Origin of the sequence: Paenibacillus sp. FSL L8-0663 (genome assembly GCF_038008125.1) — a bacterium.
GTDB lineage: Bacteria > Bacillota > Bacilli > Paenibacillales > Paenibacillaceae > Paenibacillus > Paenibacillus polymyxa_D.
In genome coordinates this window covers 5,036,574-5,061,851 of the sequence record NZ_JBBOYM010000001.1, presented here as the reverse complement: position 1 = coordinate 5,061,851, position 25,278 = coordinate 5,036,574, and the positions used below count along the sequence as shown (strand labels likewise).

The 25,278-nt window shown below is 45.0% G+C and carries 20 protein-coding genes; 15 read left to right on the top strand and 5 right to left on the bottom strand.

Translation table 11 applies throughout. The features are described from left to right. Nucleotides 1-18 precede the first annotated feature (18 nt). The 4 genes from MKY75_RS22400 to MKY75_RS22385 all read left to right on the top strand — a co-directional run bounded on the left by MKY75_RS22400 (nt 19) and on the right by MKY75_RS22385 (nt 4,744). Nucleotides 19-1,026, top strand: a complete 1,008-nt coding sequence (locus MKY75_RS22400) for a glycosyltransferase family 2 protein (RefSeq protein WP_029514557.1) — start codon at nt 19-21, stop codon at nt 1,024-1,026. Then, on the top strand, nt 989-1,408 hold the full coding sequence (locus MKY75_RS22395) for a GtrA family protein (protein ID WP_029514556.1): 420 nt from the start codon (nt 989-991) through the stop codon (nt 1,406-1,408). The genes MKY75_RS22400 and MKY75_RS22395 overlap by 38 nt, the downstream gene beginning before the upstream one ends. Then, nucleotides 1,405-3,006: an ArnT family glycosyltransferase gene (locus tag MKY75_RS22390; RefSeq protein WP_069010683.1), complete on the top strand. Its 1,602-nt coding sequence runs from the start codon at nt 1,405-1,407 to the stop codon at nt 3,004-3,006. Before MKY75_RS22395 ends, MKY75_RS22390 begins: the two co-directional genes overlap by 4 nt. Before the next feature lie 103 nt (nt 3,007-3,109). Beyond that, nucleotides 3,110-4,744, top strand: a complete 1,635-nt coding sequence (locus tag MKY75_RS22385) for a glycosyltransferase family 39 protein (protein ID WP_340886551.1) — start codon at nt 3,110-3,112, stop codon at nt 4,742-4,744. Between the two features lie 78 nt (nt 4,745-4,822). Here the strand turns inward: MKY75_RS22385 and MKY75_RS22380 are convergent, their stop codons facing one another. Further along, nucleotides 4,823-5,611, bottom strand: a complete 789-nt coding sequence (locus MKY75_RS22380) for an alpha/beta hydrolase (protein ID WP_029514553.1) — start codon at nt 5,609-5,611, stop codon at nt 4,823-4,825. 265 nt (nt 5,612-5,876) lie between these two features. Here MKY75_RS22380 and MKY75_RS22375 point away from each other — a divergent pair, with 265 nt between their 5' ends. Continuing rightward, nucleotides 5,877-7,028 (top strand): S-layer homology domain-containing protein, encoded by a 1,152-nt coding sequence (locus MKY75_RS22375; RefSeq protein ID WP_029514552.1) that lies wholly within the window; start codon nt 5,877-5,879, stop codon nt 7,026-7,028. A gap of 71 nt (nt 7,029-7,099) precedes the next feature. Here MKY75_RS22375 and MKY75_RS22370 read toward each other — a convergent pair whose 3' ends face one another. Next, complete coding sequence (locus MKY75_RS22370; RefSeq protein ID WP_340886550.1) at nt 7,100-8,518, bottom strand: VanW family protein; 1,419 nt, start codon at nt 8,516-8,518, stop codon at nt 7,100-7,102. 224 nt (nt 8,519-8,742) lie between these two features. Here MKY75_RS22370 and ftsE point away from each other — a divergent pair, with 224 nt between their 5' ends. The 9 genes from ftsE to MKY75_RS22325 all read left to right on the top strand — a co-directional run bounded on the left by ftsE (nt 8,743) and on the right by MKY75_RS22325 (nt 21,239). Next, on the top strand, nt 8,743-9,429 hold the full coding sequence (ftsE, locus tag MKY75_RS22365) for a cell division ATP-binding protein FtsE (RefSeq protein WP_023990620.1): 687 nt from the start codon (nt 8,743-8,745) through the stop codon (nt 9,427-9,429). After that, the gene (ftsX, locus tag MKY75_RS22360; protein ID WP_013312238.1) at nt 9,419-10,336 is read left to right on the top strand and encodes a permease-like cell division protein FtsX; all 918 of its coding nucleotides are present in this window, start codon (nt 9,419-9,421) and stop codon (nt 10,334-10,336) included. Before ftsE ends, ftsX begins: the two co-directional genes overlap by 11 nt. An 83-nt stretch (nt 10,337-10,419) precedes the next feature. Next, entirely contained in the window at nt 10,420-11,703 is a 1,284-nt protein-coding gene (locus MKY75_RS22355; protein WP_029514550.1) for a M23 family metallopeptidase, read from the top strand. A 206-nt stretch (nt 11,704-11,909) separates the two neighbouring features. Beyond that, nucleotides 11,910-13,376: a S41 family peptidase gene (locus MKY75_RS22350; RefSeq protein WP_029514549.1), complete on the top strand. Its 1,467-nt coding sequence runs from the start codon at nt 11,910-11,912 to the stop codon at nt 13,374-13,376. Between the two features lie 165 nt (nt 13,377-13,541). After that, nucleotides 13,542-14,858, top strand: coding sequence for a PDZ domain-containing protein (locus tag MKY75_RS22345; protein ID WP_318627917.1), 1,317 nt, complete (start codon nt 13,542-13,544; stop codon nt 14,856-14,858). Nucleotides 14,859-15,035: 177 nt separating this feature from the next. Continuing rightward, on the top strand, nt 15,036-15,593 hold the full coding sequence (locus MKY75_RS22340) for a class I SAM-dependent methyltransferase (RefSeq protein WP_029514547.1): 558 nt from the start codon (nt 15,036-15,038) through the stop codon (nt 15,591-15,593). A gap of 273 nt (nt 15,594-15,866) precedes the next feature. Continuing rightward, nucleotides 15,867-16,250 (top strand): hypothetical protein, encoded by a 384-nt coding sequence (locus tag MKY75_RS22335; protein WP_029514546.1) that lies wholly within the window; start codon nt 15,867-15,869, stop codon nt 16,248-16,250. 297 nt (nt 16,251-16,547) lie between these two features. Next, a complete protein-coding gene (locus tag MKY75_RS22330; RefSeq protein ID WP_340886548.1) occupies nt 16,548-20,603 on the top strand; it encodes a glycosyl hydrolase in 4,056 nt (1,351 codons plus the stop codon). A gap of 273 nt (nt 20,604-20,876) precedes the next feature. Beyond that, nucleotides 20,877-21,239: a hypothetical protein gene (locus MKY75_RS22325; protein WP_318627915.1), complete on the top strand. Its 363-nt coding sequence runs from the start codon at nt 20,877-20,879 to the stop codon at nt 21,237-21,239. Nucleotides 21,240-21,299: 60 nt separating this feature from the next. Here MKY75_RS22325 and MKY75_RS22320 read toward each other — a convergent pair whose 3' ends face one another. Together MKY75_RS22320 and MKY75_RS22315 are read right to left on the bottom strand one after the other, a co-directional pair. Then, nucleotides 21,300-22,442 carry a DUF4179 domain-containing protein gene (locus MKY75_RS22320; protein ID WP_318627914.1) on the bottom strand — a complete coding sequence of 381 codons (1,143 nt, stop codon included), beginning with the start codon at nt 22,440-22,442 and terminating at the stop codon, nt 21,300-21,302. After that, complete coding sequence (locus tag MKY75_RS22315) at nt 22,414-22,989, bottom strand: RNA polymerase sigma factor (protein ID WP_165146323.1); 576 nt, start codon at nt 22,987-22,989, stop codon at nt 22,414-22,416. Before MKY75_RS22315 ends, MKY75_RS22320 begins: the two co-directional genes overlap by 29 nt. A 296-nt stretch (nt 22,990-23,285) precedes the next feature. Between MKY75_RS22315 and MKY75_RS22310 the strand changes: the two genes are divergently transcribed. Continuing rightward, nucleotides 23,286-24,683 carry a helix-turn-helix domain-containing protein gene (locus MKY75_RS22310; RefSeq protein ID WP_209947883.1) on the top strand — a complete coding sequence of 466 codons (1,398 nt, stop codon included), beginning with the start codon at nt 23,286-23,288 and terminating at the stop codon, nt 24,681-24,683. Nucleotides 24,684-24,784: 101 nt separating this feature from the next. Here MKY75_RS22310 and MKY75_RS22305 read toward each other — a convergent pair whose 3' ends face one another. Continuing rightward, nucleotides 24,785-25,159, bottom strand: a complete 375-nt coding sequence (locus MKY75_RS22305; RefSeq protein ID WP_165146326.1) for a helix-turn-helix domain-containing protein — start codon at nt 25,157-25,159, stop codon at nt 24,785-24,787. Nucleotides 25,160-25,278: the final 119 nt, after the last annotated feature.

The window sequence follows — 25,278 nt, the reverse complement described above, 5'->3', positions numbered from 1 at the left end:
AAGAAAGAAGGAGCAAGAATGGAGACAAAAACACCTTTTTTATCCGTCGTCATTCCCATGTACAATGAAAGCTCGCATCTTGAGCGTTCGCTTAAGGTGATTGATGGGGTACTGTCTGTTGTCACCTCACGCTATGAACTCATCATTGTAGATGATGGTTCCAAGGACGATACGTGGCTTAAATTGTCTGAATTATCCCATCGAATGCCCTCTTTGCTCGCGCTCCGGTTGAGTCGGAACTTCGGTAAGGAACTGGCGTTGTGCGCAGGTCTGGAAAATGCCTCTGGCGATGCAATCATTGTCATGGACGGTGATTTGCAGCACCCTCCTGAGATGATTGGAGAAATGGTGCGTTTATGGCAAAATGAAGGTTATGATTTGGTCGAATGTGTGAAAGAATTCCGGGGAGAAGAGTCGGTGGGCAAAAAGCTTGGAGCTTCTTTGTTCTACGCGACCTTGAACCGCTTGACGGGCTTTAATCTCAAGGATGCCTCCGATTATAAGCTACTGGATCGACGAGTGGTGGATGCCTGGATGGCGATGCCAGAGCGGATGCCGTTTTTTCGCGGAATGACGGCCTGGCTCGGTTTCCGTAAAACCCAGATTTCTTTCCGAGTGGCTCCACGCGAAGAGGGTCCAAGCCGCTGGAGTCCGTTAGGGCTGACTCGACTGGCAGCAGAAGCGATCGTTTCGTTTTCGACAGTACCATTGCGGGTTGTAAGTCTAATGGGCCTCATTTTTATGCTGATTTCAGTCGTATTGGGGATTCAGACCTTAATGCGTAAATTAATGGGTGACGCTGTGACCGGTTTTACCACTGTCATTTTGCTGCTCTTGATTATCGGCAGTGTACTCATGCTGTCGATCGGAGTAGTAGGAGAATATATTGCCGCCATATATCACGAAGTCAAAGCTAGACCTCGCTATCTGATAGCAGATAAACGGGCGAATGCTGACCGATTGTGGGTGGACAGGGAGTTTAATCAACATGATCAGACGTTCATATCTAAAGTATCCAATCATTAAATACGGTATTGTAGGACTGCTGGGTACAGGTATCCATGTTGGTGTACTTGTGCTGCTGGTGGAGCTGTTTACGGTACCTGCAGTAATGGCTACTACAATAGGATTCGTGGTTACGCTGCTCGTTTCCTATGTGCTGAACCGAAACTGGACGTTCGAGCCTACCGGTGAGGGAAGCCGCACCCAGTTTCTTAAATATTTATTGGTCTGTACCTGTGGCTTACTCTTAAATGCCGCCCTGATGTACGTGACCATTCACTGGATCGGTTGGTCGTATCTGATCGGTGAAGTACTAACTACCATCATCGTGCCTGTTCATAATTATTTCTGGAACCGCTACTGGATCTTCTCCGTTCCGCAACAGCGTCAGAAAGAGGTTTCATGATTTTAAGAAAACACGGAAAATTGCTGTCATTGTTTGCTTTTATTGCTGCTCTTGAACTGGCGGTGGGTGTGTATTTTGCATGGCATCTTGGCTATATGCATACCGATGCGCTCAGTCGAGTGGCTAATGCATTTTATGTGCTATACAGTCGTGATCCACACTTGGGTGCTATCGGGTTTGTATGGAATCCGCTGCCCAGTTTGATGGAACTGATCGTGCTGTTGTTTTATCCTTTATTTCCAGTACTCGCTTCCCACGGGCTGGCGGCAGTGATTGTGAGCAGCCTGTTTGCAGGGGCGAGCGCGGCATTATTGTATGCGACGGGCAAACAGTTGGGGCTTCACGGTGCAACCAGCTTGCTGATTGCGCTATTATTTTCACTGAATCCATTTATGTTTCTGTTTGGCTTCAACGGCTTAAGTGACTCGCCATATATCTTTTTCATCCTGTTGACAGTGAGTCGATTTTGTATGTGGTTGAAGGATCGCAAGGCGGCGAATTTGATCGTATCCGGTTTTGCACTTGCACTCGCTTTTTGGGTGCGCTATGAAGCGGTTCCGCTTGGCGTTGCGATGGCTTTGGGTGTATTGCTGACGATCTTTTTTCTGCATCGGTGGCGTACAAACAGAGAGAGCGTTAGAACGCAATTGTCTTTAAAAGAGCGCCTGTACAAGGTAGAAGCGACATGGCTTCTATTGTTGCTGCCGCTTGTCTTTTCCGGTTTGCTGTGGCTCTTTTTTAACTGGATTATCATGGGCGACCCGCTTTACTTTTTACGCTCGCAATATTCCAATTCCACACAATCAGCGGCTTTGTTAGAGGATCAGCGCTTTGTAGAAATGTTTGCTCACCCTGTGCTGATGCTAAAGTTTGTCGGGCAACGAACCTTATGGTATGCGGCTCCGTTAATTTCCATTTTGCTTATACGCCTATTGGACAAACGTCTGTGGAGTTGGAGCACGCTTACGCTATTAGCAATCTTTTTATCGGTACCCGGGCTTCAGCTTTTACTGATGTTTAAGCATTCTTCGTTTGGCTGGTTCCGATATTTTATGTATGTATTCCCGATTACGGTTGCTTGGCTGCCGTATGAGCTTAGTCTGTTGAAGGGGAAAATGCGGGGGATCGGAATCTCACTGGTAACGGCAGGGATGTTGGTAACAGCAGGCTTGTTATCCTACGCACTGACGAACCCCGCGATTGCAGCAGATGAACACAGCTATTTGACGCATAGTGGTAATGAAAGCTACGAACGTCAAATTATTGAGCGGAAAATAGCGCCGTGGCTGGATGAGTATTATGGTTCATCTCTTATTTTGACAGATTCTTATGCCGCCTATCCGATCATTTTGAGCAGCAAAATTCCGAAGAAGTTTATGATTACGAGTGATTATGATTTTGGGGAATCTTTAATAGATCTGCCTGCTTCCAAGGTGGATTATGTCTTGGTCACGCGCTTGGTGGATGGGGTACCGCTGGATCAGGTAAACCGGAGCTATCCTGATTTATTCGAAAAGGGAGCGCCGTGGGCCTCGTTGGTACATGACTTTGACGGGCAGTGGCGACTGTACAAAATAGAGCATGAAGAATCGAAATAATTATTATATTTTAGTGCATCGTAGCGGAGGGAAGAATACAGCTGTAGGGTGTGAGTGGGCTACAGCTGTATCACCGCAAGAAGTTTGAGGGGGAACGAGAGGAATGTCCTTTCGCAAATGGTCTGCAAGCAGATGGATGGCTATAGGTCTGTTTGTATTTATACTTGCATTGGAACTTTCTGCGGGCATCTATTTCAGCTATGTTCTGGGATATATGCACACAGACGCGCTCAGTCGCGTAGCTAACGCATTTTACGTGCTGTACAGCCGCGACCCGCATCTGGGCGCCATCGGATTTATCTGGAATCCACTACCCAGTCTTCTGGAAATGGTGATTCTACTGCTGTATCCAATCTTTCCGGCATTAGCCACCTATGGATTGGCTGCTATTATTTTGAGTGCTACCTTTTCTGCTTTGACCGCTATGTTGCTATATCGGGCGGGTGTCAGAACAGGGCTTAGCTCTAGTATGAGCTTGCTGCTGGCTTTGTTGTATGCACTGAATCCGTTTATTTTACTGTTTGGTGCCAATGGGCTGAGTGATTCGCTATACATATATTTCATTATGATGACGGTGATTGAGTTTGCATTGTGGCTCAAGGATCGCATGACGGCAAGTCTGATTGTTTCTGGATTAGCGCTTGCCATGGCGTTCTGGACTCGTTATGAAGCGGTTCCTCTGGGCGTGGCAATGGCAGGTGGCGTGGTCTTGGCGGTTTTGTTTCTCCATCGAAACATGGGCAGACGCGAGCTGGCCTTGCGAGAAAAACTGCACAAGGTCGAGGCAACGTGGTTACTGCTTCTGATCCCCGTGGTCTTTTCCGGGCTGTTATGGATTTTCTTTAACTATCTCATTATGGGGAATGCTTTTTACTTCCTGAATTCGGAGTATTCGAACACGGCCCAATCGGCAGAGCTGCTGAATGATGATAAGTTTGTAGAGATTTTCTCCAATCCGCTGGTGGCCTTGAAATTTATTGCTTCCAAAACACTTTGGTATTCGGTACCGTTGTTGGCTATTCTGTTCATTCGTCTGTTGAGTGGACGCTTGTTCCGATGGGGAACACTGATTATTTTGCTGCTGTTCCTATCAGTGCCGGGATTGCAGTTTTTACTTATGATGAAGCAATCTTCGTATGGATGGTTTCGTTATTTTATGTATGTATTCCCAATTACCATAGCCTGGTTGCCTTATGAGTTGAGCCAGCTTCAGGGACGATGGCGGAGGGCAGCCTTTGGCCTGGTATCCGTCAGTCTGCTGCTTACCGCTGGATTACTTTCCTATGCGTTGACTCGCCCGGATATTGCACCGGATGAGAACAGCTTTCTCACACGGACAGGTAATGTGAACTATGTGAGACAGGAGTCAGATCGTAGGATTGCCGTTTGGTTGGATGAGCATCTGCCGAAGTCTACCATTATGACCGATTCGGCTTCAGCCTACACCATGATTGTTTACAGCCAACATCCTAAACGCTTCCTGATCACCAGCGATTATTCGTTCAATAAGGCATTAAGTTATCCGCAGGATCACCATGTGGATTATATCCTTGTACCTAAGATCATGTCAGGCATGCCACTGAGTAAAATCAATATGGTATATCCGAACTTATATGAACATGGTGCCCCATGGGTTCAGCTTGAACGTGAGTTTAATGGCGAGTGGCGCCTGTATAAAGTACTGCCTAAGTCACTAACTAAAGAATCTCCATCAACGGAGACCACAACAAATCCCTAATGTGCATATAATAAATCCCCGAGCCTATCCCTTCGCCATGGTGCGATGAGAGAAGCTACGGGGATTTTTTTAACCTGTTTAGTGCTCTTTGAGCGGTAGCCATGCCAGAACATCCTGAATTTTCGCGTCCCAGTATCCCCATTCATGCGCTCCAGGACCTTCTTCGTAGGTCAGCGGAACCCCGACGGTACTACATGTTTCACGAAAAGCCTGATTTCCCTTATAGAGGAAATCCTCTGTGCCGCAGCATTGGTAGAGTCGGGGGAGTGAGGTCCCCAAGGCAGCATGACGTTGTAGCAACTCTAGCAAGTCGTGATCTGTTCCGCGTATTTCATCTGGCCCAAAAATGTTAAGCCATTCCGCTGGACTCATCGCATTTTGCATAGGATCGGTGCGTGATGCGTGTAAATCCATGACTCCCGAAAGACTGGCAGCGGCTGCAAACCGCTCTGGATGCTGGAGTGCCAGTTTGAAAGCACCATATCCACCCATAGAAAGTCCGGCTACAAAATTATCCTCACGCTTGTCGGATAGAGGAAAGAATGAACGTGCCAAAGCCGGCAATTCTTCACTGATAAAAGTCCAATAAGCCGCTCCTTGCTCCATATTCGTATAGAAACTCCGATGTACTTGGGGCATAACGACAGCCAGGCCCAATGAGGCCACATAGCGTTCAATGGAGGTTCGACGCAACCAGGTTGAATCATCGTCCGATAGGCCATGCAGCAAATACAGCGTCGGATGTGGCCCGGTTCCTTGCTTGCCCTCTAGTCCAATTTGTGAACGGGTTGCCTGAGGAAGAATAACATTCATGGATGTGCTCAGACCAAGAACTTCCGAATAAAACTGACATTGAATAAGAGCCATAAGAAGACCTCTTTTCCTAGGGAATTGTGACCTCATTGCGGTGTTCAGCATATGACTGAGTATTCATTCAGTATACCTTAGCCTGTCTAAATATACATATCCAAGTGAGTGACTAGGTATTAAGTCCCGTTTCTTATTTATCCTACATTAGGAGGGGGTATGGTTATATGGGACGATTTTTTTAATTTGGGGGCTATTTGGGTTTGATTTCTGGTAAAGTGTTTAAAAAAGAATGATGAATCCAATCAGAGGAGGAATTTATAGCATGGGAAAAAAGTTAAGAAATACAGTTACAGGTGTATTGAGTACAGGTCTTATTCTTAGCGCATTCAGCGCAGCGGCAGCTGCTCCTCAAACTACAAATGGACATTGGGCAGGAGATCAGGTGCAACGCTGGTCAGCCACAGGACAATTGGACGGCGCGGTAAAACCGGATGCGGCAATCACACGTGCAGAATTTATTGTTCTTCTGAACCGCAGCTTGGGTACGTTCACGCAGGATACTCCAGCTGTGACAGACGTAACGTATGCGGACAGTGTAAAAGTAAACGGTAATGGAGGCAGAACGTTCACAGATGTACCAGCTTCTCACTGGGCATACAACGAGCTGACAAGTGCCGTGAATGCAGGTTACATAAGCGGCTATGCAGGTAACAAGCTCAAACCAAATGGTAAGGTAACACGTCAAGAGGCTGCGGCTATCGTAGGCAAAGCTATTGGACTCACTGCGGGTAACGCAGCAGATGTTACTAAATTTATTGACTCCGACAAAATTGGATCTTGGGCAAAGAAAAGTGTAGCGGCAGCTGCGGAGCAAAAAATCATCAACGGTTATCCGGATGGTAAATTTCAGCCACTGAAGTCGCTGACTCGTGCAGAGGCAATTGCTATTCTGGACGCTGCTTCCGGCTACAACCTGAGCCCTGTTGATAATCTGACGACGACTCCTGGTGGAACGGTAACGGATTCCACATACAGCAACGTGACAGATTCCACTTATGGTAACACGTCGACTACTTCTGGCAGCGAAACAGAAGATAGCAGCACAAATACCAGCACAGATAGCACGACTACGAACAACTCTACAACAATAGATACCAACACAGATGCAGACACAACTACGGATACGACTACAGATAGCACTACAGACACAGTTGCAACTACGGGAGTACTGAAAGTCAACAATGTGTATGACGGAGAAAGTACAATTACGGGGACAGCTAAAGCAGGTTCCACAGTAACCGCCTATTCCAACGAACTGCCTATCGGTAGTGCAGTAGCCAAAGATGATGGCACATTTAGTATCAGTGTGTTTACTCAAAAAGCAACGGTTAGACTGGTAATCAAAGCTAAAGATGCAGACGGTAACGAAAGTGAGCCTGTAGAAATTTCTGTTTTGGGTAAACGCAGCGAGTAATTTATAGCTAAAATCCCCCTTTCATACTGTCTGGAACAAGTCCAGCCGACAGTGGAAGGGGGATTTTTCGTTTATTCGCTTATACCATCCTCGACAATAGACTTCTCGGGTTCACGTGTTTGTGGCTCAGACGATGTGCCACCGCCATAACTAGCTATAATGCGTTGCTGCGCTCGATACGTATCGCGGCTGATTCGGGTGCGATCTACGGCTTTTCCGTCTACCTTTTTTACCCGAAATGTTTCTACCACATACCCTTCTTTGCCCTGCCGAAGTACTTGATAGAAGCCAGGGGAAAGTGAGTCATTACGCAGCCTCTTCTCCGGTATGGGAAGTACGCGAACCGTATGGGATTCCAGTTCATACGAAACATTGGACGGAAATGTACCAAAAAATTTAACAATAAGTGTTCGGTTTTGGACAGCCGCACGAAGTAACAAATGCTTGCCTGTATTGTTTTTAAAACGGAAATTAATGGACCCCGTAGCGAAAGTCGCATCCTGACCTTTGGGCAGATAGCTGACCGGCAAGGAATGGTTGCGGCGCTCAACAATGTCCAAACCGACTCGCAGCGCTGCATTATACACCGTGCTGGATACCTGACAAATCCCCCCGCCTATACCGGACTCCAACTGACCGTTCACGATCACTGGAGCTTCACGAAAGCCATGAGTGCGCTCAGCCTTGGCAATCAATTGGCCATAGTCAAAAATGTCACCCGGCTTGAGAATTAAACCATCAACGGTGCTTGCCGCTGAGTTAACGTTGTACACGCGTCCTTCCGAGCTGCTGCCCAGACTGGTGGAGAACTGGACAATTTTGCGCTCAATCCCTTCGTTACGTAGACTGTCCACCGAAATTTTCGGTTCCAGCTGACGGAAAGGTAATTCCACTCGTACGGGCTCTTCCGAAGCGGTAAAATCCTTGGGCAGCGCCTTATCTAGTGCGGCGTCCAATCTGGGCCAATCTAGGCGTCGGGCAGAGCGCCCCGGAATATAACGAATCTGATCATTCCCGTCAATCTGTCGCACAGCATTGATAGGCATGCCATATCGTTGCTCCTCCCAATCGGCTCCGAATTGGGCCCTTAATATCTCCTCCTGTCGGAAAGATGTGATAGACCATTCCTTCTCAAAGTTAAAACGTGTCTGCACACGAGTCCATAGATGCTCCGAGCTGAGTGCCGTCACGGCATTCCGAAATGCCTCCGCTTTATAATGAATTCCTGCTTCTCCGAGTGTAATTTTTATATCCTGTGCACTGCTGTCACTGTCCGTCAGAAGTAGTGGACGTTGCTTCAATGCATCCAATTTTTTATCCACCAGCCGAAGAGCGGCTGTGTGATCCATGCTTCCTACGTTAATTCCTCCGACCCTCACTCCCTCCGGCAGTGTTTGTCTGTCGGCGTACAGATGAAGTCCCCCCCACAACAGGGCCAGCGCCATAAACCCAGACCATATCCAAATAACAGATAAATGAATTTTTTTCATAATGCAGATGTCTCCTGTCTGATAAGCTTGATAGCGTGCTCGTGTGCCATAATATTCATATATATGTGCCAAAAGCAGAAAACTTTCGGTACTATTTAGGTAACAAATTTGTTACAATGATAAACGGTATGATGAAATAGAGAAGTTTTTAAAGGAAATGCATGGAATATGTCGAATGGATATTAGGTTATGCGTAATATGATTAAGCAACGGGAAGTGATCGAGTGATTGAAATGCAGGATGTGTGGAAGACCTATACTAACGGAACCCACGCACTTCAAGGAGTATCGGTCAGAATTGACCGCAATGAATTTGTATACGTAGTCGGCCCGTCTGGAGCGGGGAAATCGACTTTTATGAAGCTTATTTATAGAGAAGAAGTACCTACCAAGGGGCAAATTTCAGTCAATGGTTTTAATATCGGGAAGCTCAAGCAGCGTAAAATTCCCTACGTTCGTCGTAACATCGGAGTCATTTTTCAGGATTTCCGGCTTTTGCCGCGTTTGACGGCTTATGAGAATGTGGCTTTTGCTATGGAAGTTATTGAAGCTCCCAAGAAGCTGATTCGCAAACGGGTACCCGAAGTGCTTGAACTGGTTGGCTTGAAAACAAAAATGAATCGTGAGCCTGCCCAGCTTTCCGGTGGGGAGCAACAGCGTGTAGCGATTGCACGGGCCATCGTAAACAATCCTTCCGTGATCATTGCCGATGAACCTACGGGAAATCTGGACCCGGAAACATCGTGGGAGATCATGCAGTTGCTGGACGAAATTAATTTTCGAGGCACGACCATTGTGATGGCGACCCACAATAAGGACATCGTGAACTCTATGCGTAAACGCGTGATTGCCATTGAAAATGGCAACATCGTAAGGGATCAGGTAAGAGGGGAGTACGGATATGACTTTTAACACCTTCTTACGTCATGTGCGGGAAGGTTTCAAAAACATATTCCGCAATGGCTGGATGTCCGTGGCATCCGTCACCTCGATTATTGTGTCACTGCTCATATTGGGCGTATTTATCATGCTGGTGCTCAACGTCAATTCCCTGGCTGATCAGGCAGATAGTCAGGTGGAGGTTAACGTATTTCTGGAGCTGAATGTAGAGCAAAACATGCGTGAAACACTGCAAAAGGAAATCGCGGCGATGCCAGAAATCAGCAAAACGACCTTTGTGACTAAAGCTCAGGGTTTGGAAGAGCTGCGCAAAGATTTGGGTGACAGCGGCAAGGAGCTGCTGGAGGGTTTTGACAAGGACAGCAATCCACTGCCGGACAAAATTGTGGTAGAGGTTATTGAACCAACAACGGTTCCATTTGTGGCCGAAAAGATTGAGAAGCTGAATACGTTGCATCCAGAGAAACCGATTTTAAAGGTTCGTTATGGAAAAGGCACCGTAGAGACGCTCTTTACGATTACGAAGCTCATTCGTAATGTAGGCTTTATATTCGTCGCTGGACTGGCGATCATGTCCATGTTCCTCATCTCGAATACGATTCGCGTGACCATATTGGCACGACGAAGAGAGATTGGCATTATGAAGCTGGTCGGTGCGACCAACTTTTTTATACGCTGGCCGTTTTTTATTGAAGGAGCGCTTATCGGTCTCATTGGTTCCTTGATTACCGTAGGTATTTTATTTACTGGCTATCAGCGTTTGCTCACAGCCGTTCAGGGCGATATAGCTCTGAATATGTTGAAGCTTATGCCACTTGAAGGCATTTGGATTCAGTTGAGTGCATTGCTGATTATTTTGGGGATGCTGGTCGGAATTGTTGGCAGTACCCTGTCCATGCGCAAGTTCTTAAAAGTATAAGAAGCGCTGGTTGGACGTCGTGGTCGATTTAATAGAACGGGGAAGCCCGGTGTTATTTTGCGATAAAGGATGGGGAGTGCAAGTTGAAAAAAACAGGATCTGTGTTGGCCGCTACCTTGGTAGCCGCATTGCTAATCCAGCCTTCTGACGGATATGCCAAAAGCATGAGTGAGATCAATTCGCAGCTGAATAAATTGGAAAAGCAGGCCCAATCTGCCAAGCAACAACAGGAAAAGGCTGCTCAAGATAAACAGTATGCCCAACATTACAAAAATAAAACCGTGCAAAACCTAAAAATTGTGCTTGCTCAGATTAACAGTGTCAGTGATCAGCTGACTCGTGTTGCGGTTCAGATTGATCAAACGGAAGATAATCTACGTGCGACTAAAAAAGATTTAGCTGAGGCCATTGATCGTATCCAGTCACGGGAAAAAATGCTGGAAACTCGTGTGCGTTTGATGTATACGGATGGAACCGTCTCATATATGGACGTGCTGATGTCTTCGTCCAGTTTTAGTGACTTTCTTAGCCGGGTAGATTCCCTGAAAACGATCGTGGAGCAGGATCAAATCCTGTTGGACGAGCATAAAAAGGACAAGGCTCTGGTCGTAAGTAAGAAGAAGCAGCTGGATACGGAATATAAAAATGCCAAGAAGCTGTATGCGCTCAAGCAGGGCGCCAAAGCAGAACTGAATTCGAAGGAGAAAGAGAAGCAAAGACTGATTTCCAATTATGATCATGATATTGCGGAGTCAGATGAAATCAGCGAAGAGCAAAATGACATGCTGGTAGCCCTCGCGAACAAACGTGTGGGTCTGGTGCAGGAGAAGAACAAGCTCAGAGCGGAGCAGGCTGCCAAAGCAGCACGCGCCAGAGCGGCTGCACGTGCGGCTGAAGCCAAACGATATGCATCTTCTTCCTCAGGCGCTGCCTCGAATTCCAGCCATGCCGCAGCCAGTACGTATACGGGTGGATCAGGTACGTTGGCTTTACCTGTATCTCATTACAGACTCTCATCTACTTTTGGTATGCGGGTACATCCGATTACTGGCAAGCTTAAAGGCCACACAGGTATTGATATGGCGGCTCCGCAGGGAACTGATATTCATGCAGCTGAAGACGGTGTTGTCATTGTTGCCGAGTGGTGGAGTGGTTATGGAAACACAGTTGTAATTGACCATGGAGACGGACTATGGACCCTATACGGACACATTCGCAATGGCGGTACGGTGGTTCATACGGGGCAGACTGTGAAACGTGGTCAAAAAATTGCAGAAGTTGGTTCGACGGGCAATTCCACGGGACCTCACTGTCATTTTGAGGTGCGCGAAAATAACAAACCTGTAAATCCGATGAACTATTTATAGTAAATAAGGTAAGCCCTATTTATAGCCATTACGGTTGTAGATAGGGCTTTGCTGTAATGGTTAATATCCGATGAAGAACATGTGCATTGAGACACGGAGTAGGATACAATTAACATATTCCGTACAAGCTAGACGTATACTTCGTGGATGGATATGCGTTGTAAGGCAATAGGATACAAGATAACGAGAAGGCGGTGGACGATTAGATGTTGAAAAAAAGTACAGCGATACTCTTGATGGTGATCGGGCTGCTTGGCGGCAGTCTGCTCACTTTTGCCTATACTGGAACGACTACAGTAGGGAACAGCGCTCTGGGCGAAGGACTGCTGGCGAGTGTGACAGGTAGCAGTTCTACCTCCAGAAGTGATATCCGCAAAATCGAGACGGCGATGGACCTGATTCAGGGACAATATTATCAGGATGTGGATCGTACCAAGCTGGTGGATGGCGCCATCAATGGTATGATGGAGTCGCTCGGCGACCCGTATTCCTCTTATATGGGTAAAGAAACTGCACAACAGTTCGAGCAATCTATAGAAGGCTCTTTTACCGGGATCGGAGCTGAAGTAGCGGCTGAAAACGGAAAAGTAGTTGTAGTCACGCCAATTAAAGGCTCGCCGGCTGAAAAGGCAGGGCTACGCTCTAAGGATATTATTTTGTCTGTTAATGGTGAAACACTGGACGGATTGGATCTGAACAAGGCCGTTTCCAAAATCCGTGGACCTAAAGGCAGTCAGGCGAAAGTCAAAATTCAGCGCAGTGGCTCTCCTGATCCGCTCGAATACACGATTACCCGTGACAATATTGATATGGAAACTGTAACAGCTCATATGGAAAGCGACGGTGTAGGCGTCATCACGATCACCCAGTTCTCCTTGAATACAGCAGAACGATTCAAGGAAGAGTTGGCGAAGCTCGAGAAGCAAGGGCTAAAAGGGCTCGTCATTGACGTGCGTAATAACCCGGGCGGCGTGCTTTCCGTTGTCATTGAGATTGCGCAGCAATTTGTACCTTCCGGCAAAACGATTGTACAAGTGGAAGACAAGAATCAGAAGCGTGAAGAAGAGAAATCCAAAGGTTCACGTAAAAATTACCCTGTGACTTTGCTAATGAATAAAGGTAGCGCAAGTGCGTCCGAAATTCTGGCAGGTGCTCTCCAGCAATCAGCAGGTGCTGTGTTGATCGGGGAAAACTCCTTTGGTAAAGGTACTGTACAAACCAGCTATGACAAGCAAATGGGTGACGGTAGCCTGCTCAAAATCACGATTGCCAAATGGTTAACGCCAAATGGAACGTGGATTCATAAAAAAGGGATTAAGCCGAACATCGCGGTGGAACAGCCTGAATACTTCACAGCAGCACCGCTGAACAAGGAAAAGTCCTTGAAATACAATATGAATAGCAGTGATGTGAAAAATGCACAAATCATTCTGCAAGGTTTGGGTTACAAACCAGGTCGCGAGGATGGCTATTTTGACAAAGTAACTGAAAGCTCTGTTATTGCTTTTCAAAAACAAGCGAAGCTGACGGCTAGTGGCATCATTGATGCGAAGACAGCAGCAGCGATGGAAGCCAAGCTGATTGAGAAAATTCGTGATCCGAAAAATGATAATCAACTCAAGCAGGGGATTGAAGAGATTCGGAAGGAAATGAAGACAAGCGTAGCGAAATAATAGTGAGGCTACAACAAGGGGGCTGGAAACAGCCTCCTTTTATATTGGGATTTATTTGCAGTCTGTCGGTTTGTCTTCCCTACGTTGGCAATTTCATATAGAATAAATGGATATGAAGTGTACGTGATCCGCTATACAGCGGGCCAGGGGCATAAGGGAGTGTGAATGGACTTGGAATGGGCATTACAATGGGGATGGAGCGTCTTGAATGCTTGCTTATACCTGCTTATGCAGCCGTTTTATTATATCTCAATACTCATTGTCGCACTTGGTTATCGTCGGCAAATGCTGCTGGAGCGCAAGCTATTTCATACTAAAATGCATAGCTGGGCCTCAGAGACCTGGCGTGTCGTATGGAGTGGTTTGCTTGCTGGAATGGCGCTATCCGCTCTGGGAATGTTCGTCAGCGTGCATCTGAACCCGGCTTCCATCGTGTGCCTGTGGGTAGCAACATTACTGCTCATGCTGGTACGCGTCCGTTACCTGTGTCTCGCTTATTCGGTAGGTCTGCTAGGTGTGGTTCAATTTTTCCTAAATGTGGCCAGTGGCTGGCAACCTGTGGGAGTGCTCGGAACTTCAGTAACGGCTATCCGCGGATTGGATATTCCAGCACTGTTGGTGTTGGTCGCCGTGCTGCATGTGGCTGAGGCGCTGTTGGTTCGCTGGCAAGGGGGGAAAGCTGCCACTCCACTGTTTGTCGAGGGCAAACGGGGGAGATTGGTTGGCGGCTATCGGATGGAAGATCTCTGGCCCATTCCGTTGTTATTGCTGGTACCCACTCAGGGAGGATTCATGCTTCCCTGGACACCGTTGTTCGGCGGCGATGCCGGAACCGGGTATATGCTGGCAGCCTTACCAGTCCTGATGGGCTTCAGCAGCGTGACGCTAGGCCAGCTACCACGACAGAAGGCGGTACTCACTTCGAACCGCTTGCTTCTGTACAGTGTCGCTTTACTTCTGCTGAGCTTGCTGGCTGCATGGTGGAGTCCGCTGATATTGTTAGCAGCGTTATTCTCTTTTCTGGCTCATGAGGCACTGATCTGGTATGGTAATATGGAGGAAAGTCGTCTTAGCCCGATGTTTGTCCATCCGGAGCAAGGGATGCGTGTGCTCGCTGTGCTGCCAGACAGTCCGGCGACAGCCATGGGCATACTGCCGGGCGAGGCCATTTACCGCGTGAATGGAGTTATTGTGAATACCCGTGCCGAGTTACACCAGGCCTTGCGGATCAATTCTGCCTTTTGCAAGCTGGAAGTACGCAATCTGCAAGGCGAGAGCAAGTTTGTGCAGCGAGGCATGTACGATGGCGATCATCACCAGCTAGGGGTCGTGCTTGCACCAGATGCAGACGCGAGCTGGGCCGTATCCCTACAGCCGGCCTCCATCTATCGGATTGTTGCCATGCATATAGGCGCTCGACGACGTAAAGCTGGACAGGCATCGCAGGCAGAGGGTACACAGTTGGATACCATGAACAAATAGATGTTACAATAAGAGGGTAGTCATTATTTGATTAGAGTCGAATAAGGCTACGCTCTTTTTATATGCCGACAGTAGCCTGCTTGAAATCAATATTCTGATCGGTATACAATGAATATGTAATAAGAAGCGTCGATGAACCGAATGTCTATCATGTGTGTCAAGCAGGGAGAGGAAAAGATGAACGCGATTCACTTTATTCGAGAGTACATCAGGCATCCACGCAGCGTAGGCGCTGTTATACCCAGCTCAAGACAGTTGGCCAAACAAATTGCCACACCGATTTACTTTGACAAAGCATCGTGCATTATTGAATATGGTGCAGGGACCGGTGTGTTTACGCAAGAGCTGATTTTGAACAAGCGTCCAGAAACGCTACTTTTAGTGATTGAAGCTAATGAATCGTTTTACAAAACGCTACAAAGCAAGTACGGACACTTGGAGAAGGTACACATCATTCATGGATCGGCTGAGCATGTGGCGCAGTATATACGACAGTATGAGGTTCCAAAAGTGGATTATGTCGTATCAGGGCTCCCTTTCACCAGCCTGCCAGGCGCGTTATCTAGCCTTATTTTGGGACAAACGGCTGAGGTTTTGGGCCAGGAAGGCAAATTTATTACGTTCCAGTACAGCAAGGTCAAACACAATTTTTTCCGCACCTTTTTTGCTGACATTCAGATTAAAAAGGTAAACTGCAATGTCCCGCCCGCTTATGTGTTCACGTGCAGCCTGTAACCTTGCAGCTATGTAGAAGATTAGAATAAATACGAATGCGATTATACGGATGATTATGAGAAGACTTGGTCAGCGTCATTAAGATACTGAAACGGTCTTTTTTTGTTGTCCACTTTCATAGATATATAAGAAGGGGATATGTTAAAAGGCAAAATTCATTTAAGGAATCATATTTTAAAATGGGGCTTAACCTATATATTACATAAGATGGAACCCACTAGATTTTTGTAAGATTCATGATAAATCTGAACTTTTGTTAAAGGAGATTTATATATGGTAAAACCACTGATATTCATGCGTTGGTGTGAGTACTATAAGTTAAGTGATCGTGAGACGGACTTTGTATCTTTTTTTATGATGAATTTCTCGGCTGCCCGTTCAGGCAATCAACCGAAGCTTAGGGAGCAATTTGTTGAAATTCAGAAAAAAACCTTTCCTGAGTACCCGTTTGATATTACCCCGGAAGAACTGGATTACTCCAAATTCGAAGGTTTGATGAAGCAGGTGTTGAAAATTCATTTTGACACGGCCGAGCTACTATACTCCTTTTACCTCCAAAAGCTGTGCGCACCTTTGGCAGAATACATTTTATCCACTGGAGAATCAGAGCCTGCGCGCATCTATTATAAGCTTATTCAAAAGGATAAAGTACGGTAGGAAGGACGAGTGTGGATAAGCAAGAGCTATTGGGATACTCAAGCGATATGGTTATTTAAGAAATTAATACTAGCTAATTAAAACAATAGTTAAAAATGTCAATATACCTTTGTGTTAAGGTAATATTATAAATCCAGTTTCAAAGAAAGAGGGTGTTGTCTTCGGCTGGAACATTTCAAGCAGGGATATGACGCTGTACCAGAACGATAAACTCGTTTGGAATCAGGAGCCTTAAAGCCTTGTAGAGCGGCACTCGTATGGGTGCCGCTCTTTTCAAACTTAAAGGAGGAAAGCGGCATGAAGGAGAAAAATAGTAGTGGTATTTGGTCCAAACGTTCCAAATGGCTGCCGGTCGTCATGGCATGCACGATTATAGTAGGGGGGGCTCTACCGACTCCAACTGTAGTTCACGGTCAAACGGCAAAGACCGTTACCATTAAAGTCGATACATCCAAGGATCGTAAGCCGATTAGCCCTTATATTTACGGTACGAATCAGGAATTGGCAGGCGATGAGAATCTGACTGCCAGACGACTTGGTGGCAATCGAATGACCGGATATAACTGGGAAAACAATATGTCCAATGCAGGAAGTGACTGGATGCAGTCCAGCGATAGCTATTTATGCGACAACGCCGGATTGACAAAAGCCGAATGTGAAAAGCCAGGTGCGGTGGCAACCTCGTTTCACGATCAATCGCTGAAGCAGGGCACATATTCTTTAGTCACGCTGCCGATGGCTGGTTATGTGGCCAAGGATGGAAACGGAAGTGTGCAGGAAAGTGAAAAGGCCCCTTCTGCTCGTTGGAATCAGGTCGTAAACGCTAAAAATGCGCCGTTTCAACTACAGCCTGATCTGAATGACAATCAGGTTTATGCGGATGAATTCGTCAACTTTTTAGTGAAAAAGTACGGCGTTGCTTCAACAAAGACGGGCGTGAAAGGATATGCGCTCGACAATGAACCCGCTCTCTGGTCGCACACGCATCCGCGCATTCATGGTGAAAAGGTCGGAGCCAAAGAGTTGGTAGACCGGTCGGTAAGTTTATCCAAAGCTGTTAAAGCGGTTGACGCGGGTGCGGAAATTTTTGGGCCCGTTCTTTACGGTTTTGGCGCCTATACAGATCTTCAAACCGCACCTGATTGGAACTCTGTAAAAGGCAACTACAGCTGGTTCGTGGACTATTACCTGGATCAAATGCGCCTTAGCTCGCAAGCTGAAGGCAAGAGATTGCTGGATGTTTTCGACGTCCACTGGTATCCCGAAGCGATGGGCGGAGGCATACGAATTACGAATGAGGTAGGCAATGACGAAACGAAGAAAGCCAGAATGCAGGCGCCTCGTACTTTGTGGGATCCGACCTACAAGGAAGATAGCTGGATCGCTCAATGGAACAGTGAATTCTTGCCTTTATTGCCTCGATTAAAGCAGTCGGTGGATAAGTATTACCCGGGAACCAAGCTGGCTTTGACTGAGTATAGCTATGGCGGCGAAAATGATATTTCTGGCGGTATCGCTATGGCCGATGTGTTGGGCATCTTGGGCAAAAACGACGTTTATATGGCAAACTACTGGAAGTTAAAGGAGGGTGCCAACAACTACGTTAGTGCCGCTTACAAGCTTTATCGCAATTATGACGGAAAAAGCTCTACTTTCGGTGATATCAGCGTTAACGCGCAAACGTCGGATATTGTTAATAGCTCGGTGCATGCTTCCGTAACAGATGCATCCTACAAAGAACTGCACCTCGTTGTCATGAATAAAAGCATGGACAGCGCATTCGGCGCCCAATTTGATCTTTCCGGCGAGACGACTTACGGTTCCGGTAAAGTATGGGGCTTCGACAAAAATAGCTCGCAAATTAAGGAATCCGCACCAATCACGCAAATTTCAGGCAACCGCTTTACCTATACAGTACCACCATTGACGGCTTATCACATCGTGCTGACTGTTGGCAATGATACACCTGTGGAAGGTCCCGAAAACTTTGCGCTGAGAGCTGAGACTGGCGATGGGAAAGTCGATTTGTCCTGGGACGCTTCCAGCGGAGCTGTAGGGTACAGTGTACAGCGGGCTACGTATGAAAATGGTCCTTTTACTGCTGTAGCATCCAACTTGGTCGAAACGTCTTATACAGATACCAACGTAACGAACGGCACTTCTTATTATTATAAAATAACCGCAAAAACAAAGGCGGGAATGAGCGAATCCAATGTTTTGAAAGCGGTTCCTAGAGCGCCTGTAGACGGATCGAATCGCTATGAAGCCGAAGAGGGCACGCTGAAGGGAACCATTGTGGAATCCAGCGGGACTGGCTTCTCAGGTACTGGTTATGTAACTAATTTCCACAATCCGGGGGATTCCCTGGCGATGACGATTCAGGCAGAGGCGGCAGGCTTGTACAATCTTACAATCGGCTACCGTTCTCCTCATGATGACAAACGCACGAACTTCTCTTTAAACGGCAAAGCGTCTGGCGAGCTGATACTTTCGAAATCGGCTGATTTTAAAGAGACTTCCGGTGGTAAGGTTCTGTTGAATGCAGGGGCCAATACGATCGGTTTTGAAACAGGCTGGGGCTGGTATGATATCGACTATGTCAAGCTGGAGCCAGCTACTGACCGTCCACCGCATGCGGTAACCAAAACGCTCATTAATCCGAATGCGACGATAGAAGCAAGAGCATTGATGAACTACCTGGTTGATCAATACGGGAAGAATATGCTCTCTGGTCAGGAGGAGATAAACGAAATTGATTGGCTTCAAGCCAATGTAGGTAAAAAACCAGCAATTGCAGCGCTTGACCTGATCGACTATTCGCCAAGCAGAGCGGAACACGGTCTTAGTTCCACAGAGACGGAAAAGGCGATTGCATGGGATAAGCAAGGGGGCATCGTTACCTTTGCATGGCACTGGAACGCGCCGAAAGGTCTGATCGATACGCAGGGAAAAGAATGGTGGAGAGGCTTCTATGCCGATTCGACCACATTCGATATCGAATATGCGATGAATCATCCAGAGTCCGAAGATTATACATTGCTTATTCGCGACATCGATGTGATTGCAGGGCAATTGAAGAAGTTGCAGGATGCGAAAGTTCCTATGCTGTTCCGTCCTTTGCACGAAGCGGAAGGCAAATGGTTCTGGTGGGGCGCCAAAGGCCCTGAGCCTGTTAAAAAATTGTATATTTTGATGCATGACCGTTTGACGAATATGCACAAACTGAACAATTTGATTTGGGTATGGAATTCTGTAGCGCCTGATTGGTACCCGGGAGACGAGTATGTGGATATTTTGAGCTTTGATTCTTATCCGCAGGCAGGCGACTACAGTCCGCAAATTGCAAAATACGAAGACCTTGTTACATTGGGCAAGGACAAAAAGTTAGTTGCCATGAGCGAAAACGGACCTATCCCGGACCCAGATCTGATGAAGGCGTATCAAGCCCATTGGAGCTGGTTCGCTACATGGTATGGGGATTTCCTGAGAGACGGCAAACAAAACAGTCTTGAGCATCTGAAAAAAGTGTATAACCATCCAAACGTCATTACGCTTGAAAAGCTCCCGACTAACTTAAAAACGTATGGTATTACCGAGCAACCGTCTGTACCGGGTAGCTTCACACTGAAGGCAGCGGGCGAAACGGCGAAAGTAAAGCTGAGCTGGACAGCATCGGCGAATGCCGCAAGCTATGAAGTGAAGCGTTCGACGGCTGAAAACGGTACGTTCGCCACCGTAGCGAGCGATGTATACGAAAGCAGCTACACCGACACAGCCGTAACGGCAGACACGATGTACTATTACCAAGTCGTAGCGAAGAACGATGCAGGTCAAACGGTTTCGAACACGGCTAGCGCAGCACCGAAAGCGGATACTCAGCAGCCGACAACGGGACTGGTGCTCCAGTATCGCGCAGCGGATACAAATGTGGACGACAATAACTTGAACCCGCACTTCCAAATTGTAAACAAAGGTACAGCCTCCGTACCGATCAACGAGTTGAAAATTCGCTACTACTACACGATCGACGGCGACCGCGCGCAGACATTCAACTGCGACTATGCAATGCTGAGCTGCTCAAAGCTGAATGGTAAACTGGTTAAAATGGATAAGGCCGTCACCGGCGCTGATTATTATTTGGAAGTCAGCTTCAACTCGGATGCAGGCGTGTTAGCATCTGGAGGAAGCACGGGCGAAATTCAAACCCGTATTCATAAAACAGACTGGTCGAACTATAACGAAAGTGACGATTACTCGTATAAAGGCACGCAGACTTCATTCGCCGATCATACGAAAGCTACGTTGTATCATAATGGCGTACTTGTTTGGGGAACAGAACCGGTAGCTAATTAAAATGATATAAATACTATCGCTGAAATGAGCAGGGGGATTTAGTAGCCTACCTGCTCATTTTTTTATACGAGAAAACACCTATATGATTATTTTGTAAAAAATGAAATGATATGTTTATTTATATTCTTTTTGTAACATATCAAGAATTAGAATGGAATTAATTAGAAGGAAGGGGGTGGAAAAATGTAACAAAAACGTAGCCACAGACATAAAGCAAGGTGTTTAGTAGCTTAAGAACTTTTAAAGAAGACTATTAAAGAGGAGAAATGACAAATGAAAAAAGCAATCTTAGCACTATCAATTTCCGCGTTAGCCTTATCTTTAGGGGGAGTAGCTTCCGCTTCACCAGTAAGTTCAACGGCATCAGCTGTAACTCCAGCAAAAGTAACTGTAACCTTTAGTCCTGCCAACGGAGAAAAAGCGCCCATTACAAAGCAGGATACTCCTCCACTTCGTTTAGGTATAGGTAGCTCATATGCTATGGAAGGTTCTAACTGGATGATTTTATACGGAAGTGATGTTGTCGAACTTCATGGAAATAAGGCCAAAATGATCGGTTATGGAACAGCCCAAGTAGCCGCATATAAATCTAATGGAGACAAGCTTGGAGTTTATACTTTTGATGTTAGAAGATAGATAGTACTTATATGCAGTGAAGGAGGTGAAGTACGCTTCACTTCCTTCACTTATTTATTATCATGGATTAATCGGGTAAGTAATCTCTAGATCAGGGAAATACTCTATTTTTGGATTTCCATCTTTGTCTAATTCAAATTTGCTCTTATCATCTTTTCTTAAGATAACCTTGTCGACCTTTATAGTAATTGATTTGGGGAGAGAGGTGAAAGGTTCAAAACGTGAATCATTTATCAGAACGTTTCCATCCGTAGCACTCCAACCGTTGTTGCTTATAAAATTTAGTTGCTTTCCTTTGTCATCGTAAATTTCATAACTCAAAAAAGGAAGTGACGAAGAAATTTTTAAATTGTCAGGTAGCTTTATGCGAGTTGTGATGCTGGTTGTAATCGGCGTGAGCTCAATCTTTTCCAGAGTATAGTCGATGTTTTGGTACTTTCGTTTAAGAGATGGCGTAAAAGTCAGGTTATTTTTTGTGTTTTTTTCCACTGGAATTTCTATTTTGAAGGGCTGCTTGATACCAGAGACAGGCATGGAAATTGTTAAATCAAACTTATCTGGGAAAGATTTACCCCCTTGGTTGCGTAAATCTGAAAACTGTATAATTGTTGAGTTTTTATTTTTTCCAGGTATCATATATGGGTCAATAGAGTTAGTAGTGTTTGCAGGCGCATAAGAAGAGTTGATTTCTTCTCCATTAATGGAAAGTATTAAATCATCAAGTAATAAGGGTAATTCGGTGTTTAAAAATCTTTTGTCAGTGGTTTGCCGTTCTAAGGCAATGGATATACGTGTTCCATCAAACATAACTTCCGGTACGCTGAGAGTCAGGCCATCGTGAGTGTCACTAAGATTTGGCTTTGATAGTAGCCCTTTTTCGTCTGCTGTTTGTAAACCAAGATCACCAGCAAGCTGGAATATAGAATCAATACCTGGAATTTGTTTTAAGGACGAAGCCATTGTTGGTGAAATAAATCCAGTACTAACGACAAGTGCAAACGCTACTACAAGTGCAGCGGAGGTTCCGAGAAAGGTATTGCGAACTCTTTTTGAACGAGAGTTAGAGCGCTTATAACGTCTTGTTTTCATATTGCTATAGCGTTCCATAGTTCTATCTATTAAATCCACTTGTAATGGAGTATTCCGAATAAGCTTTTGTAAGTGCTCGATTTCTTTATCTTCCGGGTTTAAATGAATGCTCAATTTGTTTTCCTCCCTTTTCATTGTAGTTAATTAGCTTTTTACGGAGTCGCTCATATCTTTTTCGGATCGTGGATGATTTCAGTCCCATAATTGTAGCAATCTCTTCGTAGTTGTAATCCTCAAGCGAACGTAATAATAAAATCTGGCGATCTTTTAATGTTAGCTGGTCCAGTAACTCGTGAATTAAATTTGTATATTCATGTATGGGTTGTTGCTTTAGGTTCAGTTTGTACTGAATGAAGGATTTGAATGTTCTAGCGTTTCTTTTTAATAAGTCAGTGCAGTGATTTTGAGCGATTTTGTAAAGCCAAGCTGAAAAAGAAACTGTAGGTACGAACTGACGGATGTGCTCAAGCCCTTTGATGAATATTTCTTGAGCGGCATCTTCTGCTTCTTCCTGATTTTTAAGTAAGTAGTAGCAATATAAAAAGATCTGTTGTTGATAACGCCGTATGATATGTGTGTATGCTTGTTTGTCGCCTGCTTGGACCTGCTCTATGACAAGATTGATATCTGCGTTTTGATTATTTGTATTTAGCTTTTCCATTAACGCCCCTCCCTTCTGCCTATATAACTGAAAAAGATATGCATTTGTGACATTCAACTAAAAAAACTTGAAGTTTGCTTTTAATGCTTCTCCAGATGTACCTCATTTAACTTTTCAATTATCACGGGATTCATTAAAAAAAGACTTCCTTCTAAGGCATCATAAAATAAAATGACTTTATAGACCATATATTTCACTATTTTAATTATTTTGTAATGTAATGAAGTTCTTATGGTCGAAATCACATGTTAAGTATGACTTACGATATATCTGTAACTATATTGAGGGGGATTGAAATGGAACATACACCTACGATCCGCTCGACGATAGAGACCGAACTCAAGCAGAGAGGCTATACATTTAGCAGCTTCAGTAAAATATCCGGTATTAACCGTGGTACATTCAGTACCATGCTGAACAGTAACCCACCCAAGCCAATCTCCGTTCGGCAGATGGACCTGATTACCAAGGCATTGGAATATCCCGAGGGCTGGCTGTATGAGTTGTACATAGATGAATGCTTTTACGAGGGAAAAGGGCACTGGAAACGGATTAAGCCTTTTTTATTGCGTTGTGTAGAGTTAGGAAAGGTAGACTGTATTCAAAAGGTATTGTCGAGACTGACCGAGGATTTGTCCTATGTGTCGATGATATTTGAGCTTGCAGAAGAACTACACGAAGCAGGTAAGGAAAAAGAAGCTGTCCCTTTTTACGAATGTGTGGTAGAGAACGAAAGATATTACCACTCGGAGAGGCTGGCGATCAGCCAATATCGTTTGTTTTGTTATTCTCTAAATACTGATTTGGATAATAATCGTCAAGCAGCTATAAAATTTGCCCCGTTTCGAAGGAATCTTCCTGAAAATTACCAATTAGACGCTTTATTAAAACTGGCTAATGCCTATTTTCAACTTTATGATTGTGAGACGGTTATACAGTATGCTGAAGAACTAAGAGTACTAGCTACGAGTATCTATCAACAGCAGGTTAGAGGAAAATTAAAAAATCGTGAAGTTAAGCCTCTAAATACAGAAAGACGTCTAATCGTTTATTATGGTCAGTCCTTTTTACTGAAAGGGAATGCCTACGAGATACAAGGGCAATATAAAAAAGCTATGGAATTTATCCCCTACTATGCAGATTTAACTGATTTTGAAGGACTGGACGATATAGGAAAAATAGAGGCACAAAAATTTAAAGTGTGGGCAAAAGCAAATCAGTTGAGTATGGAAATCTTAATGGGGAATATGGAAAGCTTGCCTGCCTATGTTGAGCTTCTTAGAGATAATTCCCAGGAGATATTACATGGGCTACTGACTATTGTTGAGTCAGCTAATATTTACAATTATCCAATAGATGATATTTTAATTCTCTTTGCTGAAAAAATTGATGAATTCAGAGAACTAAATGTAAATATTTCTTACTATCATACGAATTATAATCTGGTCACTTATTCTCGTTTTTTTCTTGAGCTTAGTCGCTACTATTTCAATACAGGAGCTTATTCGAAAGCTATGGACGGTATGCTGAAGAGCTTCAAAGCATCTTCTCAATTGAATGATAAAGCGTACTATATCAAGTCTATTACATTATTATTTGAAAAGTATAAAGATCATTCCACATACGAACAACAGGAGGAATATGGAAAATTGCTTGAAGAAGTACAGTATAATGCGAAACACATGCTTCCTTGAACTACAAAAAGGCTACGTATTTTGCTACTTAATTGAGCAGAACAGCGTAGCCTTTTTTAATTTTTCTTAGCCTAGATGGCTAATAGAGAACAATATTAAACTTATCCTTTTCCTTTGGAATCATCAGAGTTATTTTCAGAAAGCTCATTCTCTGTCGAGAAAAGCTCCTTTAGAATGCGATAAGCTTTATTCTGTTCCGCTTCACTCTGCTGGGAAAGAATATGAATACATCCCCATATCCAGGGCTGGCTTTTGAGTTCTTCATATGAATTAAAGTTAAAAAATGCAAATACGTTTGTGTTCAGCGCCTCTGCTATTTTCTCTAATGTTTTAATCTGTACATTGACTTCACCGCGTTCCAACTTCCCTATGTAGGAGCCTGTTGAATCGGATGCTTCTGCCAGTTGTTCTTGAGTAATATCACGCAATTTTCGAAATTGGCGAATCTTCGTTCCTATAAGTTTCGTCGTTTCCATAGACCTCCACACTCCTATAGTATGAGTGTAGACAAAGCTAGATCAGGCGTGGAGGTAATTAAATTGCCTAAATTAATATATATTTAGTCTCTGTGAGGACTATTTAAAAAGCATCAAAT

Excerpts from the sequence above, each read along its gene's own strand:
- MKY75_RS22400 (WP_029514557.1), top strand. The coding sequence starts at position 19 with ATGGAGACAAAAACACCTTTTTTATCCGTCGTCATTCCCATGTACAAT.
- MKY75_RS22395 (WP_029514556.1), top strand. The coding sequence starts at position 989 with ATGATCAGACGTTCATATCTAAAGTATCCAATCATTAAATACGGTATT.
- MKY75_RS22390 (WP_069010683.1), top strand. The coding sequence starts at position 1,405 with ATGATTTTAAGAAAACACGGAAAATTGCTGTCATTGTTTGCTTTTATT.
- MKY75_RS22385 (WP_340886551.1), top strand. The coding sequence starts at position 3,110 with ATGTCCTTTCGCAAATGGTCTGCAAGCAGATGGATGGCTATAGGTCTG.
- MKY75_RS22380 (WP_029514553.1), bottom strand. The coding sequence starts at position 5,611 with ATGGCTCTTATTCAATGTCAGTTTTATTCGGAAGTTCTTGGTCTGAGC.
- MKY75_RS22375 (WP_029514552.1), top strand. The coding sequence starts at position 5,877 with ATGGGAAAAAAGTTAAGAAATACAGTTACAGGTGTATTGAGTACAGGT.
- MKY75_RS22370 (WP_340886550.1), bottom strand. The coding sequence starts at position 8,518 with ATGAAAAAAATTCATTTATCTGTTATTTGGATATGGTCTGGGTTTATG.
- ftsX (WP_013312238.1), top strand. The coding sequence starts at position 9,419 with ATGACTTTTAACACCTTCTTACGTCATGTGCGGGAAGGTTTCAAAAAC.
- MKY75_RS22350 (WP_029514549.1), top strand. The coding sequence starts at position 11,910 with ATGTTGAAAAAAAGTACAGCGATACTCTTGATGGTGATCGGGCTGCTT.
- MKY75_RS22345 (WP_318627917.1), top strand. The coding sequence starts at position 13,542 with ATGGACTTGGAATGGGCATTACAATGGGGATGGAGCGTCTTGAATGCT.
- MKY75_RS22340 (WP_029514547.1), top strand. The coding sequence starts at position 15,036 with ATGAACGCGATTCACTTTATTCGAGAGTACATCAGGCATCCACGCAGC.
- MKY75_RS22335 (WP_029514546.1), top strand. The coding sequence starts at position 15,867 with ATGGTAAAACCACTGATATTCATGCGTTGGTGTGAGTACTATAAGTTA.
- MKY75_RS22330 (WP_340886548.1), top strand. The coding sequence starts at position 16,548 with ATGAAGGAGAAAAATAGTAGTGGTATTTGGTCCAAACGTTCCAAATGG.
- MKY75_RS22325 (WP_318627915.1), top strand. The coding sequence starts at position 20,877 with ATGAAAAAAGCAATCTTAGCACTATCAATTTCCGCGTTAGCCTTATCT.
- MKY75_RS22315 (WP_165146323.1), bottom strand. The coding sequence starts at position 22,989 with ATGGAAAAGCTAAATACAAATAATCAAAACGCAGATATCAATCTTGTC.
- MKY75_RS22310 (WP_209947883.1), top strand. The coding sequence starts at position 23,286 with ATGGAACATACACCTACGATCCGCTCGACGATAGAGACCGAACTCAAG.
- MKY75_RS22305 (WP_165146326.1), bottom strand. The coding sequence starts at position 25,159 with ATGGAAACGACGAAACTTATAGGAACGAAGATTCGCCAATTTCGAAAA.